We start from the raw sequence: 22,565 nt of genomic DNA, 5'->3' as shown, positions 1-22,565 counted from the left end.
CTTACTTTTCTTTCACACCTTTCGCTATAATGAATCCATCATATAGCGAAAGGTGTTATTCTTATGCAAAAATTCAATGATTTATTAGATCGAAGTCTTGTTCCTATTGCAACACGGTTAAACAACCAACGACATATTGCAGCCGTTCGAGATGCATTCATGCTTATTTTTCCATTGACGATTTCTTCTTCATTAGTCATCCTAGTCAATAATATTTTATTTTCAAAAGACAGTTTTATCGTGCAATTATTTCAACTTTCACGTATTTTTCCAAATTTAGAAAGTGCACAACAAGTCCTTGCTTCTGTAGCAAATGGCACAATCAATATCATGAGTTTGTTTATTGCTTTTTTAGTCGCTCAGCTGTTGGCAAAACATTTCGAAGCTGATGCAACCTTAGTTGGGCTAACTAGTGTCGCTTGCTTTATGATTTTTTACCCTACTTCTTTTGCAGTCGATGAAATGAATGTCATCTCGACGCAATATTTGGGTGCTCAAGGTTTATTCGTTGCGATGATTGTCGCTTGCTTGGTTGGCGAATTCTTACCGAAATTATTCAAAGTTAAGAAATTACAAATCAAGATGCCTGAACTCGTTCCACCAGCTGTTTCTCGCTCTTTTTCTGGAATGATCCCAATCATTATCGTTGTTTCTATGTCAGCTTTGATCAACTTCTTCGTCTTGATGATCGCGCCTGAAGGAATCAACGAGTTGATTTATGCCGGTATCCAAGCACCTTTACGTGACTTAGGTGGGAATGTGTTTGGTGTCCTACTCTTAGCTTTTATTCAGACACTGCTATTTTCTATTGGTATTCATGGTCCAAACACATTGAATGCTGTTCGTTCAGCGATTTTTACCGAGCAAGACTTAGCCAATCTCCAATTCATCAATGATGGTGGTTCGCTGTGGGATGTCCCTTACAAGGAAACTTGGGGCATCTTGAACGATATGTTTGCAAACATGGGTGGAACGGGTATGACCTTAGGCTTGATCATTGCGATTTTTATTGCTTCACGACGACCTGAATATCGCGAAATCGCCAAACTATCTTTTGTACCAGGTATTTTTCAAATCAATGAACCGATGATTTTTGGACTACCGATCGTCTTAAATCCAATTATGATCATTCCTTTTGTTTTAACACCGATGGTCAATATTCTGGTCGGTTACTTCGTCACAGTCGTCTGGCCAATCATGCCATCACCAGCGATTGGTTTACCTTGGACCACCCCAGGGATCATCAATTTGTTTTTAGGAACTGGTGGGAATATCATGGGAATTGTAATAGGCGTACTTTGTTTAGCGATTTCCGTTTTGATTTACCTACCTTTTGTCATGGCTTCCAACCGCGCACAACGCACAGAGATATAACTTGAGAATCACTGAAACTTAGGAGGAATTTGTATGAATAGAGAGTTACCCAAAGATTTTTTATGGGGAGGCGCAATTGCTGCTCATCAAGCAGAAGGTGCTTGGAATATTGATGGACGAGGTCCAAGTATCGCTGATGTTATGACTGCTGGCGGAAATGGGATTCCGCGGAAGATCACTAAAGGCATCATCGAAGGGGAATATTACCCAAATCACGAGGCCATTGATTTTTACCATCGTTACAAAGAAGACATCCAATTATTTAAAGAACTAGGCTTAAAATGTCTACGCACTTCCATTTCATGGAGTCGGATCTTTCCTACTGGTCAAGAAGAAACACCGAATGAACAAGGATTAAAATTTTACGATGATCTTTTTGATGAATGCTTAAAAAACGGGATCGAACCGGTAGTTACGTTGTCTCATTTTGAGATTCCTTATGCCATTTATGAAGATTTTGGTGGCTTTGCCAATAAAGCGGTCATTCCTTTATTTGTTAAATTTGCTCAGTGCGTATTTGACCGTTACAAAGACAAAGTAACTTACTGGATGACCTTCAATGAAATCAATAATCAGGCGGACGGACAAGAGCCCGTTCATGTTTGGACCAATTCAGCCATGATCATTGAAGATGACCAAGATAAAGAGGCCTTAGTATTTCAAGCAGGGGTCAACGAACTGATTGCCAGTGCTTGGGCTGTCAATGAAGGGAAAAAGATCAATCCCAATTTTCAGATTGGTTGTATGATGGCTTACGTTCCAATCTATCCCTACTCCTGTGCGCCAGAAGATATGATTGCTTCAGTCAAAGCAAATGAACGTCGTTTCTTCTACAGTGATGTCCATGTACGCGGAGAAATCCCTACCTACACAGAAAAGTATTGGGAACAAAAAGGGCTCACAATCGATATTAGCGAGAAAGAACGACAAATTTTACGTCAAGGAACTGTTGACTATATCGGTTTTAGCTATTATATGTCGGGAACGATCACAACTCTTCCCGATGTTGAGGGCAGACAAACAGAAGATATTCCTTCAGCAAAACTAGTTAAAAATCCTTATATTACTGCTTCTGACTGGGGCTGGCCGATTGATCCTGTTGGGTTACGTTATGTATTGAACACGGTGTACCAGCGTTATGATCTCCCCCTGTTTATCGTTGAAAATGGTTTTGGTGCCTACGATCAGTTAACTGATTCAAATGAGATCCATGATGACTACCGGATCAATTATTTAAGAGAACACATCGAACAAATGAAAAAAGCAGTAGTTGAAGATGGCGTACCATTAATTGGTTACACACCTTGGGGAATCATCGATATCGTCAGCTTTGGCAGTGGTGAAATGGAAAAACGCTATGGCATGATCTATGTCGATAAGGATAATACCGGTAAAGGAACCTTACAACGTTTGAAAAAAGATTCCTTTGCTTGGTACCAACAAGTGATTGAAACCAATGGGGAACAGCTTTAGTAACGAACAAGGAAAGGCGATCCGACTTCATTGTCGTGACCGCCTTTCTTTGTTATGTTTCATATTTTTCTTTCACAACTGCTAAGTAATGTTGCAGACCGATATTCATTACCCAGGCTACACCTAGACCAATGAAACTACCGATGACGATACCAATAAAACGATACTCGATCAATGAGATCAAGTACGTGTTCCTGACCAATGTCGAAAGCATCAATGCCATGGGGTTCAAGAAAATATTCGCCACTGCATAATTTCGGGCAACTAAAAACTGAGAAATACCATAAAGAAACGTAATTAAAAAAATCGTTTCAAGTTGGGAAAAAGGAATCAGTGATAAGACAGCCGATAAACACAACCCTAACATCGAACCAATCAAATATTGCACTTGCCGATGTTTCATCGCATCTAAATTCTCAGCTAATAAAATCGAGGCACAAGACAGTGTCAGCCAATAAGGATTTTTCATGTTCAAGCCATGGCTCACATAAACGGAAAGGAATAATGCAGCGCTGTAAAAAATCGAATCAATGATCACTAAAGGTTCTTGGTGAAAACGCTCCTTCAAAGATACCTTTATCACTTCCTGTTCCGGGCGCGAATCCATTTTTTTCGTTAGAAATGCAGCAATCAAAGCAAACACAACACCCATAAAGAAAAAAGAAGCTACTGTCGGCAAATGAGAAAATGGAACGGACATACTCGTTCCCATAGCCGCTAACATCGCAAAGAATAAGCCCCCTGGTTTAGAAATATGGAACAAACGCAAAATAAACCGACTGAAAAAAGCAACTGCTCCAACAGCAAATGGTTCAAGCCAGATGACATACGTCGACAATAGCCCTAATGTAAAAGCCAGTAATAGACCGCAACCAATCAAAAATAGGCGCTTTAGTAATTGCTTCATCGGAATGTTCTGGTAGTAAAAGAAGGTAAAGATACCTAGAGAAGAGAAACTTGAAATCAAAAAATTATGATTGATGTAACCGATCCATAAAACGAGAAAGATCAGCACCATCAGATTCATGATACGAAATGGATTTTCTTGAATTTTGTTAAATGTAAAATAAGATTTAACCATAAAAAACCTCCTTATTTTGAAATGTATATAAAAATCGTTTTCGCCTTAAGGATGTCTTGTCTATTATAAGAAGTATCAAAGAAATCAACTATTAGAAGTAAAAGGAGAGTTTTCCAGAGAAAAATTTAAACGAATTTACTTTATCTAGTATAACACCAATTTTCATCGCTTAAACAGACAGAAATTCCCATCAATCATTAAATAACTAATTAAATATTATAATTAATTAATAATAACCACCATTATTTGTAATAATATAGATAGTTTTAGCTATCTAAAATTAAAAGCTTTTCATCTAGTCAAAGAATTTGTGAAATCTGCTTTATTTTTTTGTATTTTAAATTTATACTATGAAAGAAATCATTTTTAATAACAAAAAAAAAATAAAATTTATTGTTACATAAAGTTTTTTTGATTTTAACATCAGACATATACGTTGGAGAACACAGAAAGGACAAAAAGTAAGGAAAATGAAGAAAATTATTGTAATTATCAGTAGCTTGTTTGCATGTGTCGGTTTATTTTCTTTTATTCATTTTTTGAATTCTCCTGTTCGAGATGTTACCTCCAAAGCTGAAATGATCCAAACAGACGAAATTAAAATGGAATATGTTCCTACAAAAAATCAGTTATTGAAAAGCATTGGTGACTCGGTCGATTTTTTAGGCATCTACGAAGTAACAGAAATCAATTTTAATGATACACCTCATATCGTACTAACAAAAGAAGATGAAAATGAACTATCGTTTGAAATCAGAGTAACTGATCCAAAAGAGCAATCGTTCTCGATTCCAGCAATAAAATTCTCTCCACAAAACATTCATGTTTCTGATACATTTGGCATTGCGAAAAAAAATGATCGCTACTTTGCCTATAAAAACAATGTATCCATTGAAGGAGAACCTTACAACACACGCTGACATACCCTGTGGGGGTAAATATAGATTTATATTTATACTACAAAAAAACAAACTGAAACGAAGAAATTCCTCTTCCTTTCAGTTTGCTTTTTTTTGAGATCCAACGAATATCTGTCCATCCTTTAGTATCGTTTTATCTATGTTATTTAAAATAACAACAAAAAATAAATGTGCTTGTTATCTAAATTTTTGATTTAATAATGAGTTGTCCACAGTGGATAACTCATTAGCTCTTTCTATTTGTCCACAAAATCCGTCATCTTTGACCTTGTGACCGATCGAGCTCAAGTTTGTTTACTTCTTTGTATCGTCTATCCTTTAAGCGTGACGATGACAGTAAGTAAAACTGACAACAGGAGAACGAGCAAATTACACCTCGATTGCTCTACATAAATAAGTACGGTAATAAAACTTGTAATGATTGCTGGATAAAATTTTTTTCGTTTTCTCATATGCATCCCTCTTTAACTATCATTGTGCCTAAAAAATTCGATTGTTTTTTTATTTTTTACTTATGTTTCTGTTAAATTTTTTTATAATCGTTAAAAGAGTCAAAAGCATACAAAAAAAACACAGAACAGGAAAGGAGTATTTCCTAACTATTCTGTGTCTTTTGATTGACTATGTTATTCAAGTATCTAGCGATAGTATGCTTCAATTTTACGACTTGGGATCAACCAAGTAACCAAAATCAAGACATTGACTATTAGTACTGCGATGGGCGCGATCAAATATCCGAGAATCAATCCCACGACATTCAAACCAATAGATACGTAGGATTTACGATAATTGCCAAACAACTCTTTGATAGATGCATTCTCGTCTTCCTCTGAGGCAACTAATGTCCTTGCTAACAAATAATACGTGAGATTAGCTCCTAATATCACTATACCATAGGTCATTTCAGGAACAAGACTGTTACTGTATTCGCTGATCCATGAAGTAACGAATGGAAACAGCGACAGGAAAAAAATAAAAAAGCTATTCACCCAGAGCACTCGCCCATTCACTTTGTGGACGGCTTGAAACAAATGATGGTGGTTATTCCAATAAATGCCCAGGGTAAAGAAACTAATGATATAAATAAAAAAACGTGGCGCAAGTGCAACTAGCGCTTCCAAGGTATCTGAGTGTGGTTCATGTAGCTCCAACACTAAAATCGTCATAATAATAGCGATCACGGCGTCTGTAAAGGCCTCTAGTCGATTTTTCGGCATGACTTTCCTCTCCTTTCGCTTCATTTTATTCGTAATAAGGGCAAAAAAGCAACCTTTTCACACCAAAGTAGCAAGTAGAAATCGGGCTCTGGGTGGAGGTTAAGTCAATCAATCCTTGCTATACTTACTATATAGAAAACAGCAAGCGTAACTTCTATTGAGAAGTTTATCAAACGAGAAAAGAGGCGATCATCATGCAAAAAAGAAATACGTTTCAAACAATCATTCTATTAGTGGTAGGTTTCGTCGTAGCTAGCTTTGTCCTCAATCTATTCGTTGGCGTGATCAGTGGTTTATTATGGTTAGGTATTAAATTGTTGATTCCAGTAGCCATTGCGATTTGGTTAGTCCGTTGGATCACTCGCACCACGCAACAAAGAAAATACTACTAATACTATTTTCCTAAATGAAAAACAAAAAGAGGCAGAAAATTTCTGCCTCTTTTTTTACTTCTTTTAAATGATATATCATTTAACCTAATGCTACATCTAAGATCATCATGATAATAAAACCAGTCATAACACCAAAAACTGCATAGTGTCGTTTACTTGAAAGTGTTTGTTGCGCTTCAGGAATCAGTTCTTCCACGACGACGTAAATCATTGCACCCGCAGCAAAAGCTAAGGCATAAGGCAGTAAGACTGCAACTTTTGTCACTAAGATTGCCCCGATGACTCCAGCAATCGGTTCAACCACTCCTGAAGCTTGCCCATAGACAAAGGCTTTTGTTCGACTTAATCCTTCTTGTCGGAGAGGAATCGAAACAGCCGCACCTTCTGGAAAGTTTTGAATACCAATCCCTAACGCAACAGAGATCGCTGCTAGCACCGCAGTCGTTGGATTATCTGCAGTTGCCGCTGCACCAAATGCAACACCTACTGCTAAACCTTCTGGAATATTATGCAAGGTAATGGAAAAGACAAGCAAAATCGTGCGTTTTAAATGTGTTGGTAAGCCTTCTTTTTCGTGTGCTGGACCAAAATGCATGTGTGGTAAGGTTTTGTCGGCAATGTATAAAAATAATCCCCCTAGCCCAAAACCAATACTCACCACAAGCCAAGCAATATCACCATTTTCTTCTGCTTTTGTGATTGCCGGATCTAATAAAGACCAAAAACTGGCGGCGATCATCACACCCGAAGCGAAACCTAACATCAAATTGAGTACATCTTTTTTGATTTCTTTAAAGAAAAAAACTAAGCCAGCCCCAAGCGCAGTCATAAAATAAGTAAACGCCGTACCCGTCAACGCTTGCTGCCAAGGTTCTAGCTTCAGTAACCAATCAACCATACAATTCCCCTTTCACCTTTTTATTCTTACTCTAGCATATTGCCAAAAATGTGACTACTATTCTACTATTAATCTGATGATCCTTTATTCTAAGCGGTTATCCCCTCACGTTTTTCCAATCATTCCCAAACCACTTATGGTAAAGATCATCAACGACTTGAACATTTGTAATCGTCATGTTTGGATCGACCACCGTATCTTGCTTCTTACCTGAGGAAAGTAAATCGGCGACATGACGGATCTCAAAGACAAATTCACTATCCATTGGAAAATCTTTTGTTAACACTTTTCCGTTGTTCATCTGGATCGTATAATGGTCTGTTTTCCAATAGTTAGGGATGATGATCGTGCCTTTTTCTCCAACGATGGTATACGTACTAGTAAAATCCATTTTTGTCGTAAGGAATAAACTGATGAAAAGGTCTTTCTTCTTCAGGTTGACCATACACTCTTCATCCGTCAGACCTTCTCCATGTTCTACACATAAGCCGTTATATTCATCAAATCCTGTACCAAATAAATATTGACTGACACTTAATGGGTAAGAGGCGTTGGAAATCAATACGCCACCTCCTTGTTCCATCTTCCAAAACCAAGGGATTTTTTCAGAACCCGGTCGAGCATCACGAATATCGACTAATTTTACTTGACCGATTTTTCCTGATCCAATGGTTTTTTTTACGTCTTCGATCGCAGGTAGAAATAGGGCTTTTTGTGCTTCCATGAGAAAAACCTTGTGCTCCTTAGCCAAGGCATAGAGTTCTTGTGCTTGCTCCGAATGTAGCGTAAAAGGCTTCTCTAAAAGCACATGTTTCTTTGCTTGGATCGCGGCTTTCGCGGCTGAAAAATGCAAGTGATTGATCAATGGAATATAAATCAGTTCTATCTCGTTGTCAGAAAGTAACGCTTCGTAACTGCCATACGCTTTTGGAATGCCTAACTCTGTGGCTAACTGTTGCGCCTTTTCTAAGCGACGTGTCGCAATCGCTACAGCTTGTGCCACGCCACTTTCTTTGATCCCCTCCACAACACGTGGCACGATCGAAGCACCGCTCATAATACCGATTTTCAGCATACTCTTCCTCCTAACATTTTGAATCCACTATAACATAGTTTCACACATTACTGGCACTTCACTCTACTTGGTTGAAAGTCGCTTTAGTTGGGCTTTTGATAAGGAAGATTTATACTTTAGACAATAAATATAATTTGTTTTTTTAGGGAGTGGATCAAAATGTCAACGATAAATGCCGGTATTGCCATGGTAAAAGTGCTTGAAAGCTGGGGAGTTGATCATATTTATGGGATTCCGGGTGGTTCGTTCAATTCCATTATGGATGCGTTGTACCATGAAAAAGACCAAATCGATTATATCCAAGTACGTCATGAAGAAGTAGGCGCGTTAGCTGCCGCAGCGGATGCCAAATTAACAGGAAAAGTCGGAGCTGTCTTTGGCTCAGCTGGTCCTGGAGCCACTCATTTGATCAACGGACTTTACGATGCTCAAATGGATCACGTCCCAGTTGTCGCCCTTTTAGGGCAAGTGGCTTCGACTTCTATGAATTATACTGCCTTTCAAGAATTAAATGAAAATCCAATTTTCGCTGATGTTAGTGTTTATAATCGGACAGTCATGACACCTGAAAGTTTACCTTATGTCGTTGATGAAGCGATCAAGGCAGCTTATGCACATCAAGGAGTCGCTGTTGTGACGATCCCAGTTGATTTTGGTTTTGAAGAAATCGAGTGGCAGGATGTTTCTAATGCTTCTACGTACAAAACAGGGGTGATCCTCCCTGAGATTGAAGACGTGAAAGCAGCCCTTCCTTATCTCGAACAAGCTCAAAAACCTGTCTTGTTCATCGGTCAAGGTGTTCGTCATGGCTATGATCAGATCAAGAAATTTACCGAATATTTCAAAATGCCCGTGGTTGCCTCTGTTTTAGCAAAAGGAATCGTGCCAGATGAAGACAAAAATTTTCTTGGATTTGCAGGTCGGGTAGCGACAAAACCTGCGAATGAAGCATTAGCAGAAGCCGATTTGATTTTATTTGTAGGAAGTGACTTTCCTTTTGGGCGAACCTTTTTCAATCCAGAAGCTGCTTTTATCCAAGTCGATATTGATGCCGCCAAATTCGGCCGCCGTCATCATACCGATTTAGCTATTTTAGGGGATGGTAAAACAACGTTAGAAAAACTGATTGAATTGGGGAACGAACGCACAGAAGATGCTTGGTATCTAGCCAATCAAGAAAATCTTCGCAATTGGCGGCGTTGGTTAACGTCCTTTGAAGAACCCACGGAGAAATCGATTCGACCAGAAGCGGTCTATAAAGAAATCAACCGAATTGCCGAACGTGATGCTATTTTTGTGACAGATGTTGGAAATACGACCATTCATTCGATTCGTTTACTGAACATGACTGGTGAGCAGTTACACACTACTTCGGGTTGGTTTGCGACGATGGGAAATGGTATACCCGGCGGAATCGCCGCTAAATTAAGCTTTCCGGAGAGACAAGTCTTTACTTTGAGCGGAGACGGCGGTTTTGCCATGGTGATGCAAGATATCTTGACTCAAGTCAGCTATCAGTTGCCAATCATCAATGTCGTTTTCTCAAATGATTCATTCGGATTTATCGAAGCAGAACAAGAAGATACTGAACAACAAAAATTTGGTGTTTCCCTTGAACAAGCTGATTTTGGGAAAGCCTGCGAAGCCTTAGGTGCCGATGGCTTCACGATCACACACTACGAACAATTACGCCCTGCCTTAGATGCTGCGGCGAAATCTGATCGACCAGTCGTGATCGACGTCAAGATCCCCAACAAACGGCCCTTACCTGTCGAAGACTTACACTTAGACCCAAGAAAGTATAGCGAAGAAGAAATTGAGCGCTTCAAAGAAAAATACGAAGTACATGATATGCCGGTGCTTCATGAAATATATACGCATCATCTTTCTAAACAGTTGTAAAAGTCCAGTAAACCACAACTTAGTGAGAAAAGATCCACCTCAAATTGATAGGATTTGAGGTGGATCTTTTTCAAATTTCATACACTTATTTTATTACTAATCATCTAAACGCATAAACGATCTGATTGATCCCAACGACCATAAAATAAAATCCAACTAAAAAACTTAGCGTCAACGCAGAGGATAAAGGATTGAATAATAAAATAATACCTAGTAAGATACCCAATACATTGATGACCACTGTAAACCAATAATGTCCTTCGCTTATTCCTCTGAATAAATCAGCAGTAAATAAAGCCAAAACAGAATCAATAATAAACCAAACAGCGAAGACAAATGGTAGTGCAACTACCCCCGCACCAATATTGAAAATGAAAAAGATCCCAATCAATAAATCAATGATCCCAATCACTATCGGCATCTTCCCTTTATATCCTGTCAGTTCTTTTACTCGACTACGTAGAAATAACTCAAATAATCCTTTTAGGATCGCAAAAATAGCAAATACAATAACGATAGCAACTAAGTTACCTACTGGATCGCGAAAAGAAATCAAGGAAACTAAAACAAATAGTATCCCCAAAATAAGTGAACCCCAATCAATTTTTCTACTTTCTTTCATTTTAATCCCTACTTTCTTCTAATCTATTTCTATCTTACGCCCCCATTTAAATAACTTCAAAAATTTAGCATTTATGAAAATGCTTTAGTTGTAAAAAACGGTTTATCTCTTTTCTTCTTTTGATTGTTTCACGTGAAACGTAAAGAATTACTGATTTCCTTGAAACTTTCAACATTCCCCTATATAATTCTAGAAGACTTGGCAAATATTATAAACATAAAGTGAGGAAAAAAATTGATTACTGTAAATGATGTAAGTTTGCACTTTTCAGATCGCAAACTATTTGATGATGTTAATATAAAATTCACTCCCGGCAATTGTTATGGCTTAATTGGAGCAAATGGCGCAGGTAAATCAACATTCCTTAAAGTATTATCAGGTGACTTGCAACCTTCAACAGGCTCTGTCACATTAGGTCCAGATGAACGTATGGCTGTTTTGAAACAAAACCACTATGACTATGAAGAATATACTGTGATGGAAACAGTAATCATGGGTCATAAACGTTTATATGAAGTAATGAAAGAAAAAGATGCCATCTATATGAAAGAAGATTTCACAGATGAAGATGGGATTCGTGCGGCAGAATTAGAAGGCGAATTTGCAGAATTAAACGGATGGGAAGCAGAACCAGAAGCAGCCGTTTTACTCCAAGGATTAAATATTCCTGAAGAGTTGCATCATCAATTGATGAGCGAACTAACTGGTGGCCAAAAAGTGAAAGTGTTGCTTGCACAAACGCTATTCGGTAAACCAGATGTTTTACTTTTAGATGAGCCGACAAACGGACTAGATATCCAATCGATCAACTGGTTAGAAGAATTTTTGATCGAATTTGAGAATACAGTGATCGTTGTTTCCCATGACCGTCATTTCTTGAATAAAGTATGTACCCACATGGCAGATTTAGACTTTGGAAAAATCAAGCTTTATGTAGGAAACTACGATTTCTGGTTAGAATCAAGCCAATTAGCAACTAAGTTACAAGCAAACGCCAATGCGAAAAAAGAAGAACAAATCAAAGAATTACAAGACTTTATCGCACGTTTCAGTGCAAATGCGTCAAAATCAAAACAAGCGACATCCCGTAAAAAAATGTTAGAAAAAATCACATTGGATGATATCCAACCTTCTTCACGTCGCTATCCTTTCGTTGGATTCAAACCAGAGCGTGAAATTGGAAATGACTTACTACAGGTAGAAAACGTTAGTGTGACAATAGATGGTAAAAAGATTTTAGATGATATATCATTTACATTAAACAAAGAAGACAAGGTAGCATTCGTTGCCGAAAACGATATAACAACTACAACGCTATTTAAAGTTATCATGGGCGATCTAACACCTGATACCGGTACTGTCCGTTGGGGTGTAACAACTAGCAATGCTTATCTACCAAAGGATACAACGAAGGAATTCGATACGGACTTAACGATTCTTGATTGGTTACGTCAATATGCAAGTAAAGAAGAAGACGACAATACGTTCTTACGTAGCTTCTTAGGTCGTATGTTGTTTTCTGGAGAGGAAGTACTAAAACCCGTGAATGTTCTTTCTGGGGGCGAAAAAGTGCGTTGCATGCTTTCTAAATTGATGCTTTCAAAAGCAAACGTCCTTGTCTTAGACGACCCAACGAATCATTTAGATTTAGAATCAATTACTGCATTGAATGATGGTTTGATGGCATTTTCAGGTTCGATCCTATTTGCTTCTCATGACCACCAATTCATCCAAACGTTAGCAAATCGTATCATTGCTGTTTCTGATAAAGGCGTGATCGATCGTGCAGATACGACATATGATGAATTCTTAGAGAACAAAGACATCCAAAAACAATTAGAACAATTGTGGAACTAAATATTCCAAAAATAACTATAAAAACAGCTTTACAACGTGAGTAATCTTACGTTGTACAGCTGTTTTTCTTTTTTATCGACTCACACCCATTGAAAAGATGGCGATACACCCATAGCCTGTATGACTGGCGATCGTTGGTCCTAAGGGATAGAGTTTGATTTCTTTTGTTTTGATATTTTCTTCTAATAATTTTTTGGCTTTCTCAGCACTTTCTAGGTCTCCGGCATAAGCGATATACACCGTTTGTTCCAATGGAGCTACGATCGTTTTGACCGTTTCCTCCACGATTTTCTGAATGGATTTGTTTCTACCACGCACTTTATCGACATTCTTCAAATGACCACTTGGTTCAACGGTAATGATCGGCTTCACGCTTAACAGACTACCAATAGCAGCACTTGCTTTAGAGATGCGTCCTCCACGTTCTAAATGTTTTAAATCATCAACGGTTACCCAAGAATGAACTTTGAGGTAATTATTTTGTAACCAAGCCAATGTTTCTTCCAAAGAATAACCCGATTCTTTCAAACGAACAGCTTCTAATACAAGTAGTCCTTCCCCGATACTTGCGGCTTTCGTATCAAACACATGAACTTGCGGGTCCTCATAGGTTTCTTTCAATAATTCGACTGCTTGTAAGGCACTGCTGTAAGAACCACTCATGCCACTCGAAAAAGCAACGTACAAGACTGGGATACCTTTCTCCACATAGCTACGGAAGAACTCCAAATAGCGACCCACATTGATTTGTGAGGTCGTAGGCATTGCTCCTTCACGTAACTGTTGGATGTACCCTTCATAATCAAATGTTTTTCCCAGATCATCGATTCGTATTTCCTCACCAATCTGGATCTCCATGGATAAAAAATCAACATTTGCATTTGCCAACACTTGATAGGGCAGATCGCAACATGAATCTGTGACTATTTGATACATTCGTTCCAACTCCTTTTTTTCTCCACTTTTCATCGCAGTCTATTATAGCAAACTCCTTTAATTTTAAATAACTTCAGCTCTTATATTCGTTGTACTTGGTACAAGCAAATCAAGCGAACGCTTAAATGAATACGATCAGTCTAAAACAAAAGTCACATTCATTTTTGTGTGTCGCTCTAAAACCGATAAATAATGGCAACAGGAGTAATCTCTTGGGAAATAAAGCGACAACCACAAAAATTAGAAAAACAATTTTCGTGGTTGTCGCCGTATTTCTCGAGGCTAAACACTTCTGTCCCGATTTCATTTATTTCTCGTGATTTCAGTGGTCCACTCATTCTTAAAGAATGTTCCTGTTAGCGAATCATCACTGAAAGGCTTAGATTTGCGCCCACACGCTTTCTAAGATATTTGTTTGGTTTCGGTCAGGACCTACTGAAAATGTTGAAATACGCACGCCTACAAGCTCTGAGATACGTCTTACATAGTTACGAGCATTTTCTGGTAATTCAGCTAGTGTGCGACAAGCAGTAATGTCTTCTGACCAACCTGGCAATTCTTCGTAGATTGGTTTGCAACGGTTCAATTCTTTCAAACTCGCTGGATAATGATAGATTCGTTCACCGTCTAATTCGTATGCTGTACAGATTTTCACTGTTTCCAAACCGCTCAAGACATCGATCGAATTCAATGATAGATTCGTGATACCTGACACACGTTTTGAGTGACGCATCACGACTGTATCAAACCAGCCGACACGACGTGGACGTCCAGTCGTTGTACCATATTCGCGACCGACTTCACGAATTTGTTGACCTGTTTCATCAAACAATTCAGTAGGGAATGGGCCATCTCCCACACGTGAAGTGTAAGCTTTACATACACCGACCACTTTATTGATTTTTGAAGGTCCGACACCACTACCGATCGTCACACCACCAGCCACTGGATTTGATGAGGTAACAAACGGATACGTTCCTTGATCGATATCCAACATCACACCTTGTGCGCCTTCAAATAAAACACGTTTTCCTGCATCTAACGCATCATTTAAGATAACTGATGTATCCGTCACGTATTGTTTGATTTGTTGTCCATATTCGTAGTATTCTTCAAAGATTTCTTCAAATTCAATTGGCTCTGAATCGAACATTTTCACAAATTGACGGTTTTTATCGTCTAGATTCACTCGTAAACGCTCTTCAAAAATTTCTTTATCTAATAAATCGGCTACACGGATACCGACACGAGCGGCTTTGTCCATATAAGCAGGGCCAATCCCTTTGATGGTCGTACCGATTTTATTTTCTCCTTTTGCATCTTCTTGCAATTGGTCTAATTTGATATGATACGGTAAAATCACATGCGCACGATCAGAAATACGTAAATTATCTGTCGTCACATTTTTTTCATGTAAATAAGCCAATTCTTTGACTAAAGATTTCGGATTGACTACTACACCATTCCCGATCACGCTGATTTTATCTTTGTAAAAAATCCCCGAAGGAATCAAGTGCAGTTTATACGTAACACCATCGAATTTAATTGTGTGTCCCGCATTGTCGCCACCTTGGTACCGTGCGATCACTTCAGCATTTTCACTAAGAAAGTCAGTAATTTTTCCTTTCCCTTCGTCGCCCCATTGTGTACCCACTACTACTACAGATGACATTTGAACACCTCATTTAATATTATTTAATCCTGAATTATTGTAACAATACTTCAAACTTTATTCAACTAAAATCGAATGATATTTAATATATTTTAGAGAAAACGTTTAAAAAGCGAACATTATAATTTTCTATGTTCCATTGGTTACTAACAAGTAGGCGCCTGACCTAACTGAGTTTGAAAAACCATCTTCGGACATTCGTCCTCTCGCACCACCAAAAATCGAATAAACGGTGGGAATAGAAATAACCTCTTTGAAAAATAAAGCGCCAGCCACAAAAATTTGAAGAACAATTTTCGTGGCTGGCACCTTATTTCTCGAGGCTAAACACTTCTGTCCCGACCTCGATGTTTGATTTATTCAGATTTATTCGTCCTAATATTCTTCTCGCGGAGAAAGCGAGGAAAATTTATTGTATTCTTTGATAAAGAGCAATTCGACCGTTCCCCTTGCTCCACTCCGGTTTTTTTCAATGATGACTTCGATCACATTATCGTTTTGTGGTTCTGGCGCATCACCATCTTCGCCACCTTCACGTTCGTAGTAATCATCACGATATAAGAATGCCACGATATCCGCATCCTGCTCAATCGAACCAGACTCACGGATATCACTTAAGACAGGTCGTTTATCTTGGCGTTGTTCCACTCCACGAGAAAGCTGGGAAAGAGCAATGACGGGAACTTTTAATTCTTTCGCTAGTTTTTTCAATTGACGTGAGATATCGGATACTTCTTGTTGACGGTTTTCTTTCCCATTTCCTTCGATCAACTGCAAGTAATCGATGAGTATCAAGCCTAGATTTCCTTTTTCTTGTGCAAGTTTCCGACATTTTGCTCGTATCTCAGAGATTTTGATCCCTGGTGTATCATCAATAAAGATATTTGCTTTCGATAAACTACCCATCGCAACAATCAAATTGGACCATTCTTCTTCGGACAGCTGTCCCGTACGTAAGTGACTCGCTTCAATCGAACCTTCCGCACAAAGCATCCGGTTGACCAGTGATTCTGCCCCCATCTCTAGACTGAAGATCGCTACAGAACGATCCGTTTTTGTACCAACATTTTGGGCAATATTCAAGGCAAAGGCTGTTTTCCCTACTGCCGGACGTGCAGCCAAAATAATCAGCTCTTCTGCTTGGAAGCCAGCAGTCATTTTATCTAATCCTTGGTAACCAGTTGGCAAACCTGTGATCTCTTCATTGTTTTGCGCGAGTTGGTCAATATTTTCAATCGTAGAATTCAAGACTTCCGCAATAGATAAGAACCCGCTACGGTTACGTTTTTCTGATACTTCAAGGATGCTACGTTCCGCATCATCTAAGATGGATTGGACTTCTTCTCCTTGTTCAAATCCTCTAGTCACGATCCCTGTTGCTGTTTGGATCAAATTACGGAGCAATGATTTTTCTTCCACGATTTTTGCGTAGTAGACAATGTTCGCTGCCGTTGGTACAGCTAAAGCTAAATCAGATAAGTAACTGACTCCACCAGCATCTTCCAAGAGATTTCGTTGCTCCAAACGATCTTTGACGGTCACGACATCAATCGCTTCACTACGGTCATTCAATTCGATCATGATTTCAAAAATGATTTGATGTCCCCGACGATAAAAATCTTTCGGTTCTATGTACTCCATGGCATCGATGATCGTTTCAGCGTCTAGAAAAACAGAACCTAGAACCGCTTGTTCAGCTTCAATATTTTGCGGTGGAATTCGATCCTGCCACACTTCACTCATATTCTATCGCTCCTTGCTTTCAATTGCTTCATTTTACAAGAAAATGGCAGAAAAGTCATCCCTAAAATGAACATCTGTTCCAAAAGCTCTTCCTTCGAAAATAGGCCGCAAAAGTCAAAAATAATCGAAAGCGATTTTTGTCCTCTGCGGCTGATTTATCGAAGTGATTTCGTCACATGTTCTTTTCGTTTATTCAGAGACAACGTGTACCTTGATCGTTGCAGTTACTTCATGGTGTAGTTTCACAGGTACGTTGGTATAGCCTAACGTACGAATTGGGTTGTTCAACTCAATTTTACGTTTGTCTAATTTTACTTTGTATTGCTTATTCAAGCCTTCAGCGATTTGTTTCGATGGGATCGAGCCAAATAAACGGCTATCTTCTCCTGCTTTGGCTTTTAATTCCACGACTGTTTCTTCTTTTTCAAGAAATTCTTTTAATTTTTTGGCTTCTTCAAGAATTTCTGCTTCTTGTTTTTCTTGGGCTTTTTTCTGTCCTTCTAACTGACTGATGCTGCTTTTATTTGCTTCTTTTGCCAGATTGTTTTTGATCAAATAATTTTGCGCATAGCCTGTAGGAACTTCCTTGACATCGCCTTTTTTGCCTTTGCCTTTAACATCTTGTAAGAAAATGACTTTCATCTCATCTACTCCTTTTTATATAATTGATTCATATTTTCTTGGATAGCAGCGAGCAGTTGTTGTTTTGCTTCTTCTACAGTCACATTTTCCAGTTGTGTTGCCGCATTGGTGAAATGTCCGCCACCGCCTAAGGATTCCATGATCAATTGGACATTGATCGTTCCTGTGCTGCGGGCACTGATACCAACTAAGCCATCCGTCCGTTTCGTAATGACGAAAGCGCCATTGATATTGACCATTGAGAGCAACGTATCTGCTGTTTTTGCTGCGATAACACTATTATACTCTTTTTCATCCGTCCCTGCTGCCACCACAATATCCTCCGTCACTTGTTCATTGTGGGCGATCAAGTGGCTGATTTCTAAATAAGTGGCTAAATCAGAGCTCAATAAATATTGTACTAAGGATGCGTCCGCACTACAAGTCTTTAAATAGCTTGCAACATCAAACGTACGTGCTGTCGTTCGCACATTGAAGTTATTCGTATCAACGGTCATGCCAGCTAACAACAACGTCGCCTCTAAACGGCTGATCCGATTGGTTCGGCTACTTTGGTATTGGATTAATTCTGTGACTAATTCAGAGGCAGAAGACGCAGAAGATTCAATATACGTTAAGAGCGGTTTGCTTGGAAACTCTTCGCCTCGACGATGATGGTCAATGATCACGATCTTATCAAATTGCTCGTAAAGGCTCTGAGAGATCGATAGCGATGGTTTATGGTAATCGACCATTACGAGTAGATCCTTGTCTTTCTTAAGCTCCATTGCGCGTTCTGGCGTAATCAATTGCATCTCCAACTCTGGTTCTTTATGGATTTCTGTTAAACAGCGTTCCACATCTGGAATGATTTCTTTTTCATCGATGACGATATAGGCTTTTTTCTGATTGAAGCGCGCCAGACAACTGACTCCAACGGCTGAACCGATAGCGTCCATATCAGGGAAGCGATGCCCCATAATAAATACATCGCCTGTTTCATCAAAAATTTTGCGTAAAGCAGTACTCATCGCCCGTGAACGAACGCGCGTACGTTTGATGGTCGTTGCTGATTTCCCACCATAGTAAGTAGGTTTCGCTCCTTCACGAACTTCTTTCACCACGACCTGATCCCCACCACGAACCAAAGCGATATCTAAGTTATTTTGAGCTTCGCTACCGATTTCTTCTAGTGTTTGTTGTCCATAGGCAATTCCCATACTAAGGGTCAACGGATGGTTTTGTCTTTCAGCTTCTGCTCGTACGCGATCTAAGAGATCAAATTTCTTATCCATCATTTTCTTTAAGTCACTCATCTGTCCAAAAAAGAAAAAGCGCTCTGAATTGATTCGTTTAAAAAACACATGATATTCATTCATCCAGTCAGAAATCAGTGTCGTAATGAAGGAGTTCAAATAAGAAACTTCTTTTTCATCCAATTTATCGACCGTATCTGCATAGTTATCGATTGAAAGAATCCCGATGATTGGCTGGCTATTCACTTGATGGATCTTCAGTAGTTGGTTCTGGGTCACGTCAATAAAATAAACGACCCCTTTCACCGTATCCAATTCAAATTGAAACGTTTTGTCAGCTAAATAGACTTGATTTTTCTTTTTTTCTTTTGCTGAAAAAAAAGTTTCTAACAAGTCTGCTTCCAATAAAGAGCTTTGGTCTTTCACATTCAATGCGAAAGGATTCAGCCAATCAATGGTTTGTGTCGCTGGTTGGTAAGAGATGATTCCGACTGGCATGATCTCAGAAACATAATTCAAATTGGATTCCGCAACTGTGGAAGCTTGTTGGATCTTATCACGATTCCTTAGAGTCAACCACCGTTTCATCTTTAAACCATAACGAATACAAAATAGATTCACGATCAGGATGAACAACGCACTGATCAAGCGAAATGGCATCAATAATACAACCAAAACTTCTGCAAGGATCAATAAAAGAATGAGCAGAGGGCTCGGGCTTACTTTTATTTTTTCTTTATCCATGTCTTTCCTCCCGTAACTGATTAGCCTAATTTTACCATAACTCATGTCATGTAAGCGACTAAACACCTAAATGGAACAAAAAGAGGAAGTCACGACAGTAGTCATAACTTCCTCTGTAATGGTTTGAAACGATTGGGTATTCCTACAGAATCATTCCTAAAGCGAATTATTCTTCGCCAACAAATATTTTCGTTATTTAATGGGCTTTAACACGTTTTAAATTGTTGGTATTTATTGCAAAATTAGGTAATTTTATTTTAACACAGTTTAACAGAATTAATTTTAATCGGATTCAATTCCGTATTCACAATTCTTCATCTAGCGTGGGGCACATTTTATAAAGTTCTTTTACTAGCATCTATTATTTTCTCTTCTTTTTAATTCCAGCAATGCATTTATTAATTTAATTTGAAGACTTTCTGGTAGTGGATTTTCACTAATTATTAAAGCAATATAGTCTCCGAATTCTTCTTTAGTTAGAATATTTTCTACTAATAACAATACTAAATCTTCCATCTGTAGAATAAAATCGCTAATAATCCAGCTTGGGTACCCATTGATTATTAAGAAATAAGCTCCTAGAGAGATAGATGTTCTTTTATTTCCATCCATAAATACATGATTTTTGGCCACAGAAAAAACCAAATGTATTATTTTTTCTTCAAATGTAGGATAATATATATCATTTTGCATGTGGCATAAAGAACTTTCTAGTAAACCTCGGTCTTTAATGCCAGGTACACCGCCAGTTTTTTCTAATATCATATCGTGGGTTTCTAATGCGTGCTCAACTTCAAAATATCTATAATTATTGCTCATAGCTATTTGTCCTTCAGTCTTTCAAATACATCACGATGTTCTTCGATTTGTTCTTCCAAAGCTTTACTTTGCTCACCAAGAAATTTATCATAATCACTCTCAGGTATGGGTTTTATATACTCTGCTAATTTATCATGGTAAGCATTACGAAATCCGTTATCTCTACTAGCCATCTTAAGTCTTGCATCTTCAATCAATGGTTTTTGTGCTGGATGGTTTGCAAAGTCACGTAGAATATCCAACGTTTCTTGTTTAGTCAGCTTCCTATTTAATGAATTACTTTTTTTCTCAATCTCGTAGGCAATTCCCGCTTCATAACTTGCAATTATTAACAATACCTCACTGTACATAGTGGAACGAGCATTATCCCTCTTGGCCAATGATAAAATTTCTCTATATTCTTTAGTATTCTCCAAAAAAACCGACTTGTATATTTCATCTGTAAAGAAAGCGTATTTATATTGATTCATATCAACAAATTCATTTAGCGCACCAGTAAATTTTTTCCTTTCTGATTCTTCTACAAAAGCACGGTCTAGATAGGAAGCATCTCTTTGGTTAATGTGTTTTATTTTGCCACCAGTTTTTTTTGTAAGCAACTCTAAAACTAAATCTAACATTCTTGTTCTGACTATACGTGCTCTATCACTACTTTTTATAAGCATAGAAAAGTTTAAAACAGTTCTAAAAGAAGAAACTGAAAAGCTTCTTGAATTTACTCCCACAGCAATATGCGAATCAGTTTCATTTAATACGGTTTCTTTAAACGTTGCTAATTTTTTTCCGGTTAATATCTGTAAACCGTTTTGCTCTAATTCTTCTCGATTAGCTTCTATTGCCCGCTCTATAGTTCTTATATCAACTTCAAAAAAATCAGCAATTTGTTGATTTGAGTACCTTTGAACTCCTTCAAACATTACCCCCTTCATTTCATATTCATTTTCTGCTTCGCTAATTGCTATTTTATTATTTAATATATTTTGTCTATCTAAATATGATTCTGTTAAATCATTACTCACTTTATCACCTTTTCTCTATCTTTAAGTAATATAAATACTTGTATATCAACTTTATTCATTGACTGACCGACATTTTTGTCGGTCAGTTAAATAAATTTTTGACAGTCTTTAGCTTCTATATTAAATATTATCAAGAATAAAAGAAAACACAATCCCCAAAATAGGAAAAACTGAAAAAGAAAAGGAATTGAATATAAAATGAGGGCGCCCTGTTTCAGGGCCCCAGGGTCGGACATTTTTGGGTTACCCCTTTTTTACTCAAAAAATCTTTATTGATTTCTTCGCACTTCCTTTATGAACTCTTTATATGTACACTCTATACTAAGCACCAAGAAAGGAGCTGATCCATTATGTACGCAGTCAAAGTGCTACATGGCTACATCACCCCTAGCGGTTGCCGTACACGTCTTAAATATGAAGCAAGACGGTTCCGGAGCAAGTCTGATGCTGAAGAATTTGCATCTAGGATAGGCGGTAGGGTAAAGCAAATTGGATAGCCAACTAGAATAAAGAGCGCACTCGTATACAGGATGGGCGCTCTTTTTCGTTATACTCAACGCAATTTTGCTCTCAGCTAAAGTCAATCAAATTGACCTTATGCCAACGCAGTTTTTCTCTCGTTGATTTTTACGCCTCCTAAAGTCGTTCTGAACGACCTTAGCATTTTCGCTATCACTCTGTGTGACCTCGGATTCCGTTATGTCTCAGTTCCATATCGACTTATAAGGTAGGCGTAAATTGAGCCACCCTACCTAACTGCGATGATCTCCTGATCCGTTAGGTCATCATCACTCAATAATGATTCGTTATCAAACCCTTAAATTTTGTGGTCGTTCTGAATGGCTACAATTTTAAGGAGTCAATCAAATGGGTACCTAGCACTTTTGCGACAACGAATTTCGTCGGTGCGATCTGCCATAACGATTTTTTTCGGTCAGTTCATG

19 protein-coding genes are annotated in these 22,565 nt (G+C 38.2%); 6 read left to right on the top strand and 13 right to left on the bottom strand.

The annotated features are described in order from the left end of the window. The first annotated feature begins 63 nt into the window (after positions 1–63). Entirely contained in the window at positions 64–1,374 is a 1,311-nt protein-coding gene (locus ACH0AK_RS00275; protein WP_019722676.1) for a PTS sugar transporter subunit IIC, read from the top strand. A gap of 33 nt (positions 1,375–1,407) precedes the next feature. Beyond that, positions 1,408–2,847: a 6-phospho-beta-glucosidase gene (locus ACH0AK_RS00270; RefSeq protein WP_010734539.1), complete on the top strand. Its 1,440-nt coding sequence runs from the start codon at positions 1,408–1,410 to the stop codon at positions 2,845–2,847. A gap of 52 nt (positions 2,848–2,899) precedes the next feature. On the opposite strand, the gene ACH0AK_RS00265 is transcribed toward ACH0AK_RS00270, so the two are convergent. Then, positions 2,900–3,928 (bottom strand): FUSC family protein, encoded by a 1,029-nt coding sequence (locus ACH0AK_RS00265; protein ID WP_023518865.1) that lies wholly within the window; start codon positions 3,926–3,928, stop codon positions 2,900–2,902. Positions 3,929–4,398: 470 nt separating this feature from the next. On the opposite strand from ACH0AK_RS00265, the gene ACH0AK_RS00260 reads away from it, so the two are divergent. Continuing rightward, positions 4,399–4,848 (top strand): hypothetical protein, encoded by a 450-nt coding sequence (locus ACH0AK_RS00260; protein ID WP_023518864.1) that lies wholly within the window; start codon positions 4,399–4,401, stop codon positions 4,846–4,848. A gap of 311 nt (positions 4,849–5,159) precedes the next feature. Here the strand turns inward: ACH0AK_RS00260 and ACH0AK_RS00255 are convergent, their stop codons facing one another. Beyond that, entirely contained in the window at positions 5,160–5,300 is a 141-nt protein-coding gene (locus ACH0AK_RS00255; RefSeq protein ID WP_153830006.1) for a hypothetical protein, read from the bottom strand. Positions 5,301–5,486: 186 nt separating this feature from the next. After that, entirely contained in the window at positions 5,487–6,065 is a 579-nt protein-coding gene (locus ACH0AK_RS00250; protein WP_023518863.1) for a TMEM175 family protein, read from the bottom strand. Positions 6,066–6,259: 194 nt separating this feature from the next. Here ACH0AK_RS00250 and ACH0AK_RS00245 point away from each other — a divergent pair, with 194 nt between their 5' ends. After that, the gene (locus tag ACH0AK_RS00245) at positions 6,260–6,457 is read left to right on the top strand and encodes a hypothetical protein (protein WP_010734544.1); all 198 of its coding nucleotides are present in this window, start codon (positions 6,260–6,262) and stop codon (positions 6,455–6,457) included. Between the two features lie 79 nt (positions 6,458–6,536). On the opposite strand, the gene ACH0AK_RS00240 is transcribed toward ACH0AK_RS00245, so the two are convergent. Together ACH0AK_RS00240 and ACH0AK_RS00235 are read right to left on the bottom strand one after the other, a co-directional pair. Further along, the gene (locus ACH0AK_RS00240) at positions 6,537–7,355 is read right to left on the bottom strand and encodes a ZIP family metal transporter (RefSeq protein ID WP_019722681.1); all 819 of its coding nucleotides are present in this window, start codon (positions 7,353–7,355) and stop codon (positions 6,537–6,539) included. 97 nt (positions 7,356–7,452) lie between these two features. After that, on the bottom strand, positions 7,453–8,430 hold the full coding sequence (locus ACH0AK_RS00235) for a Gfo/Idh/MocA family protein (RefSeq protein ID WP_023518861.1): 978 nt from the start codon (positions 8,428–8,430) through the stop codon (positions 7,453–7,455). Positions 8,431–8,589: 159 nt separating this feature from the next. Here ACH0AK_RS00235 and spxB point away from each other — a divergent pair, with 159 nt between their 5' ends. Further along, the gene (gene spxB, locus ACH0AK_RS00230) at positions 8,590–10,332 is read left to right on the top strand and encodes a pyruvate oxidase (protein ID WP_010734547.1); all 1,743 of its coding nucleotides are present in this window, start codon (positions 8,590–8,592) and stop codon (positions 10,330–10,332) included. 100 nt (positions 10,333–10,432) lie between these two features. On the opposite strand, the gene ACH0AK_RS00225 is transcribed toward spxB, so the two are convergent. After that, on the bottom strand, positions 10,433–10,954 hold the full coding sequence (locus ACH0AK_RS00225) for an HdeD family acid-resistance protein (protein ID WP_010734548.1): 522 nt from the start codon (positions 10,952–10,954) through the stop codon (positions 10,433–10,435). Between the two features lie 234 nt (positions 10,955–11,188). On the opposite strand from ACH0AK_RS00225, the gene ACH0AK_RS00220 reads away from it, so the two are divergent. Continuing rightward, positions 11,189–12,811, top strand: coding sequence for an ABC-F family ATP-binding cassette domain-containing protein (locus ACH0AK_RS00220; RefSeq protein WP_010734549.1), 1,623 nt, complete (start codon positions 11,189–11,191; stop codon positions 12,809–12,811). Positions 12,812–12,883: 72 nt separating this feature from the next. On the opposite strand, the gene ACH0AK_RS00215 is transcribed toward ACH0AK_RS00220, so the two are convergent. The 7 genes from ACH0AK_RS00215 to ACH0AK_RS00185 all read right to left on the bottom strand — a co-directional run bounded on the left by ACH0AK_RS00215 (position 12,884) and on the right by ACH0AK_RS00185 (position 21,621). Continuing rightward, positions 12,884–13,747 carry a DegV family protein gene (locus tag ACH0AK_RS00215; protein WP_010734550.1) on the bottom strand — a complete coding sequence of 288 codons (864 nt, stop codon included), beginning with the start codon at positions 13,745–13,747 and terminating at the stop codon, positions 12,884–12,886. A gap of 379 nt (positions 13,748–14,126) precedes the next feature. Then, positions 14,127–15,419: an adenylosuccinate synthase gene (locus tag ACH0AK_RS00210; RefSeq protein WP_010734551.1), complete on the bottom strand. Its 1,293-nt coding sequence runs from the start codon at positions 15,417–15,419 to the stop codon at positions 14,127–14,129. 375 nt (positions 15,420–15,794) lie between these two features. Then, on the bottom strand, positions 15,795–17,162 hold the full coding sequence (gene dnaB, locus ACH0AK_RS00205; RefSeq protein WP_010734552.1) for a replicative DNA helicase: 1,368 nt from the start codon (positions 17,160–17,162) through the stop codon (positions 15,795–15,797). A gap of 189 nt (positions 17,163–17,351) precedes the next feature. Then, positions 17,352–17,804: a 50S ribosomal protein L9 gene (rplI, locus tag ACH0AK_RS00200; RefSeq protein ID WP_010734553.1), complete on the bottom strand. Its 453-nt coding sequence runs from the start codon at positions 17,802–17,804 to the stop codon at positions 17,352–17,354. 5 nt (positions 17,805–17,809) lie between these two features. Further along, on the bottom strand, positions 17,810–19,783 hold the full coding sequence (locus ACH0AK_RS00195; RefSeq protein ID WP_226075977.1) for a DHH family phosphoesterase: 1,974 nt from the start codon (positions 19,781–19,783) through the stop codon (positions 17,810–17,812). A gap of 351 nt (positions 19,784–20,134) precedes the next feature. After that, the gene (locus ACH0AK_RS00190) at positions 20,135–20,602 is read right to left on the bottom strand and encodes a type II toxin-antitoxin system death-on-curing family toxin (protein WP_499796681.1); all 468 of its coding nucleotides are present in this window, start codon (positions 20,600–20,602) and stop codon (positions 20,135–20,137) included. 2 nt (positions 20,603–20,604) lie between these two features. Beyond that, complete coding sequence (locus tag ACH0AK_RS00185; RefSeq protein WP_499796680.1) at positions 20,605–21,621, bottom strand: DNA-binding protein; 1,017 nt, start codon at positions 21,619–21,621, stop codon at positions 20,605–20,607. Positions 21,622–22,565: the final 944 nt, after the last annotated feature.

Source organism: Enterococcus pernyi (genome assembly GCF_045371165.1).
Lineage (GTDB): Bacteria > Bacillota > Bacilli > Lactobacillales > Enterococcaceae > Enterococcus_B > Enterococcus_B pernyi.
The sequence above is the reverse complement of the archived record's forward strand: the minus strand, read 5'-3'. Positions and strand labels throughout refer to the sequence as shown.

What these genes read in the sequence shown, in the direction of transcription:
- ACH0AK_RS00275 (WP_019722676.1), top strand. Translation starts at nt 64, where the DNA reads ATGCAAAAATTCAATGATTTATTAGATCGAAGTCTTGTTCCTATTGCA.
- ACH0AK_RS00270 (WP_010734539.1), top strand. Translation starts at nt 1,408, where the DNA reads ATGAATAGAGAGTTACCCAAAGATTTTTTATGGGGAGGCGCAATTGCT.
- ACH0AK_RS00265 (WP_023518865.1), bottom strand. Translation starts at nt 3,928, where the DNA reads ATGGTTAAATCTTATTTTACATTTAACAAAATTCAAGAAAATCCATTT.
- ACH0AK_RS00260 (WP_023518864.1), top strand. Translation starts at nt 4,399, where the DNA reads ATGAAGAAAATTATTGTAATTATCAGTAGCTTGTTTGCATGTGTCGGT.
- ACH0AK_RS00255 (WP_153830006.1), bottom strand. Translation starts at nt 5,300, where the DNA reads ATGAGAAAACGAAAAAAATTTTATCCAGCAATCATTACAAGTTTTATT.
- ACH0AK_RS00250 (WP_023518863.1), bottom strand. Translation starts at nt 6,065, where the DNA reads ATGCCGAAAAATCGACTAGAGGCCTTTACAGACGCCGTGATCGCTATT.
- ACH0AK_RS00245 (WP_010734544.1), top strand. Translation starts at nt 6,260, where the DNA reads ATGCAAAAAAGAAATACGTTTCAAACAATCATTCTATTAGTGGTAGGT.
- ACH0AK_RS00240 (WP_019722681.1), bottom strand. Translation starts at nt 7,355, where the DNA reads ATGGTTGATTGGTTACTGAAGCTAGAACCTTGGCAGCAAGCGTTGACG.
- ACH0AK_RS00235 (WP_023518861.1), bottom strand. Translation starts at nt 8,430, where the DNA reads ATGCTGAAAATCGGTATTATGAGCGGTGCTTCGATCGTGCCACGTGTT.
- spxB (WP_010734547.1), top strand. Translation starts at nt 8,590, where the DNA reads ATGTCAACGATAAATGCCGGTATTGCCATGGTAAAAGTGCTTGAAAGC.
- ACH0AK_RS00225 (WP_010734548.1), bottom strand. Translation starts at nt 10,954, where the DNA reads ATGAAAGAAAGTAGAAAAATTGATTGGGGTTCACTTATTTTGGGGATA.
- ACH0AK_RS00215 (WP_010734550.1), bottom strand. Translation starts at nt 13,747, where the DNA reads ATGTATCAAATAGTCACAGATTCATGTTGCGATCTGCCCTATCAAGTG.
- ACH0AK_RS00210 (WP_010734551.1), bottom strand. Translation starts at nt 15,419, where the DNA reads ATGTCATCTGTAGTAGTAGTGGGTACACAATGGGGCGACGAAGGGAAA.
- dnaB (WP_010734552.1), bottom strand. Translation starts at nt 17,162, where the DNA reads ATGAGTGAAGTGTGGCAGGATCGAATTCCACCGCAAAATATTGAAGCT.
- rplI (WP_010734553.1), bottom strand. Translation starts at nt 17,804, where the DNA reads ATGAAAGTCATTTTCTTACAAGATGTTAAAGGCAAAGGCAAAAAAGGC.
- ACH0AK_RS00195 (WP_226075977.1), bottom strand. Translation starts at nt 19,783, where the DNA reads ATGGATAAAGAAAAAATAAAAGTAAGCCCGAGCCCTCTGCTCATTCTT.
- ACH0AK_RS00190 (WP_499796681.1), bottom strand. Translation starts at nt 20,602, where the DNA reads ATGAGCAATAATTATAGATATTTTGAAGTTGAGCACGCATTAGAAACC.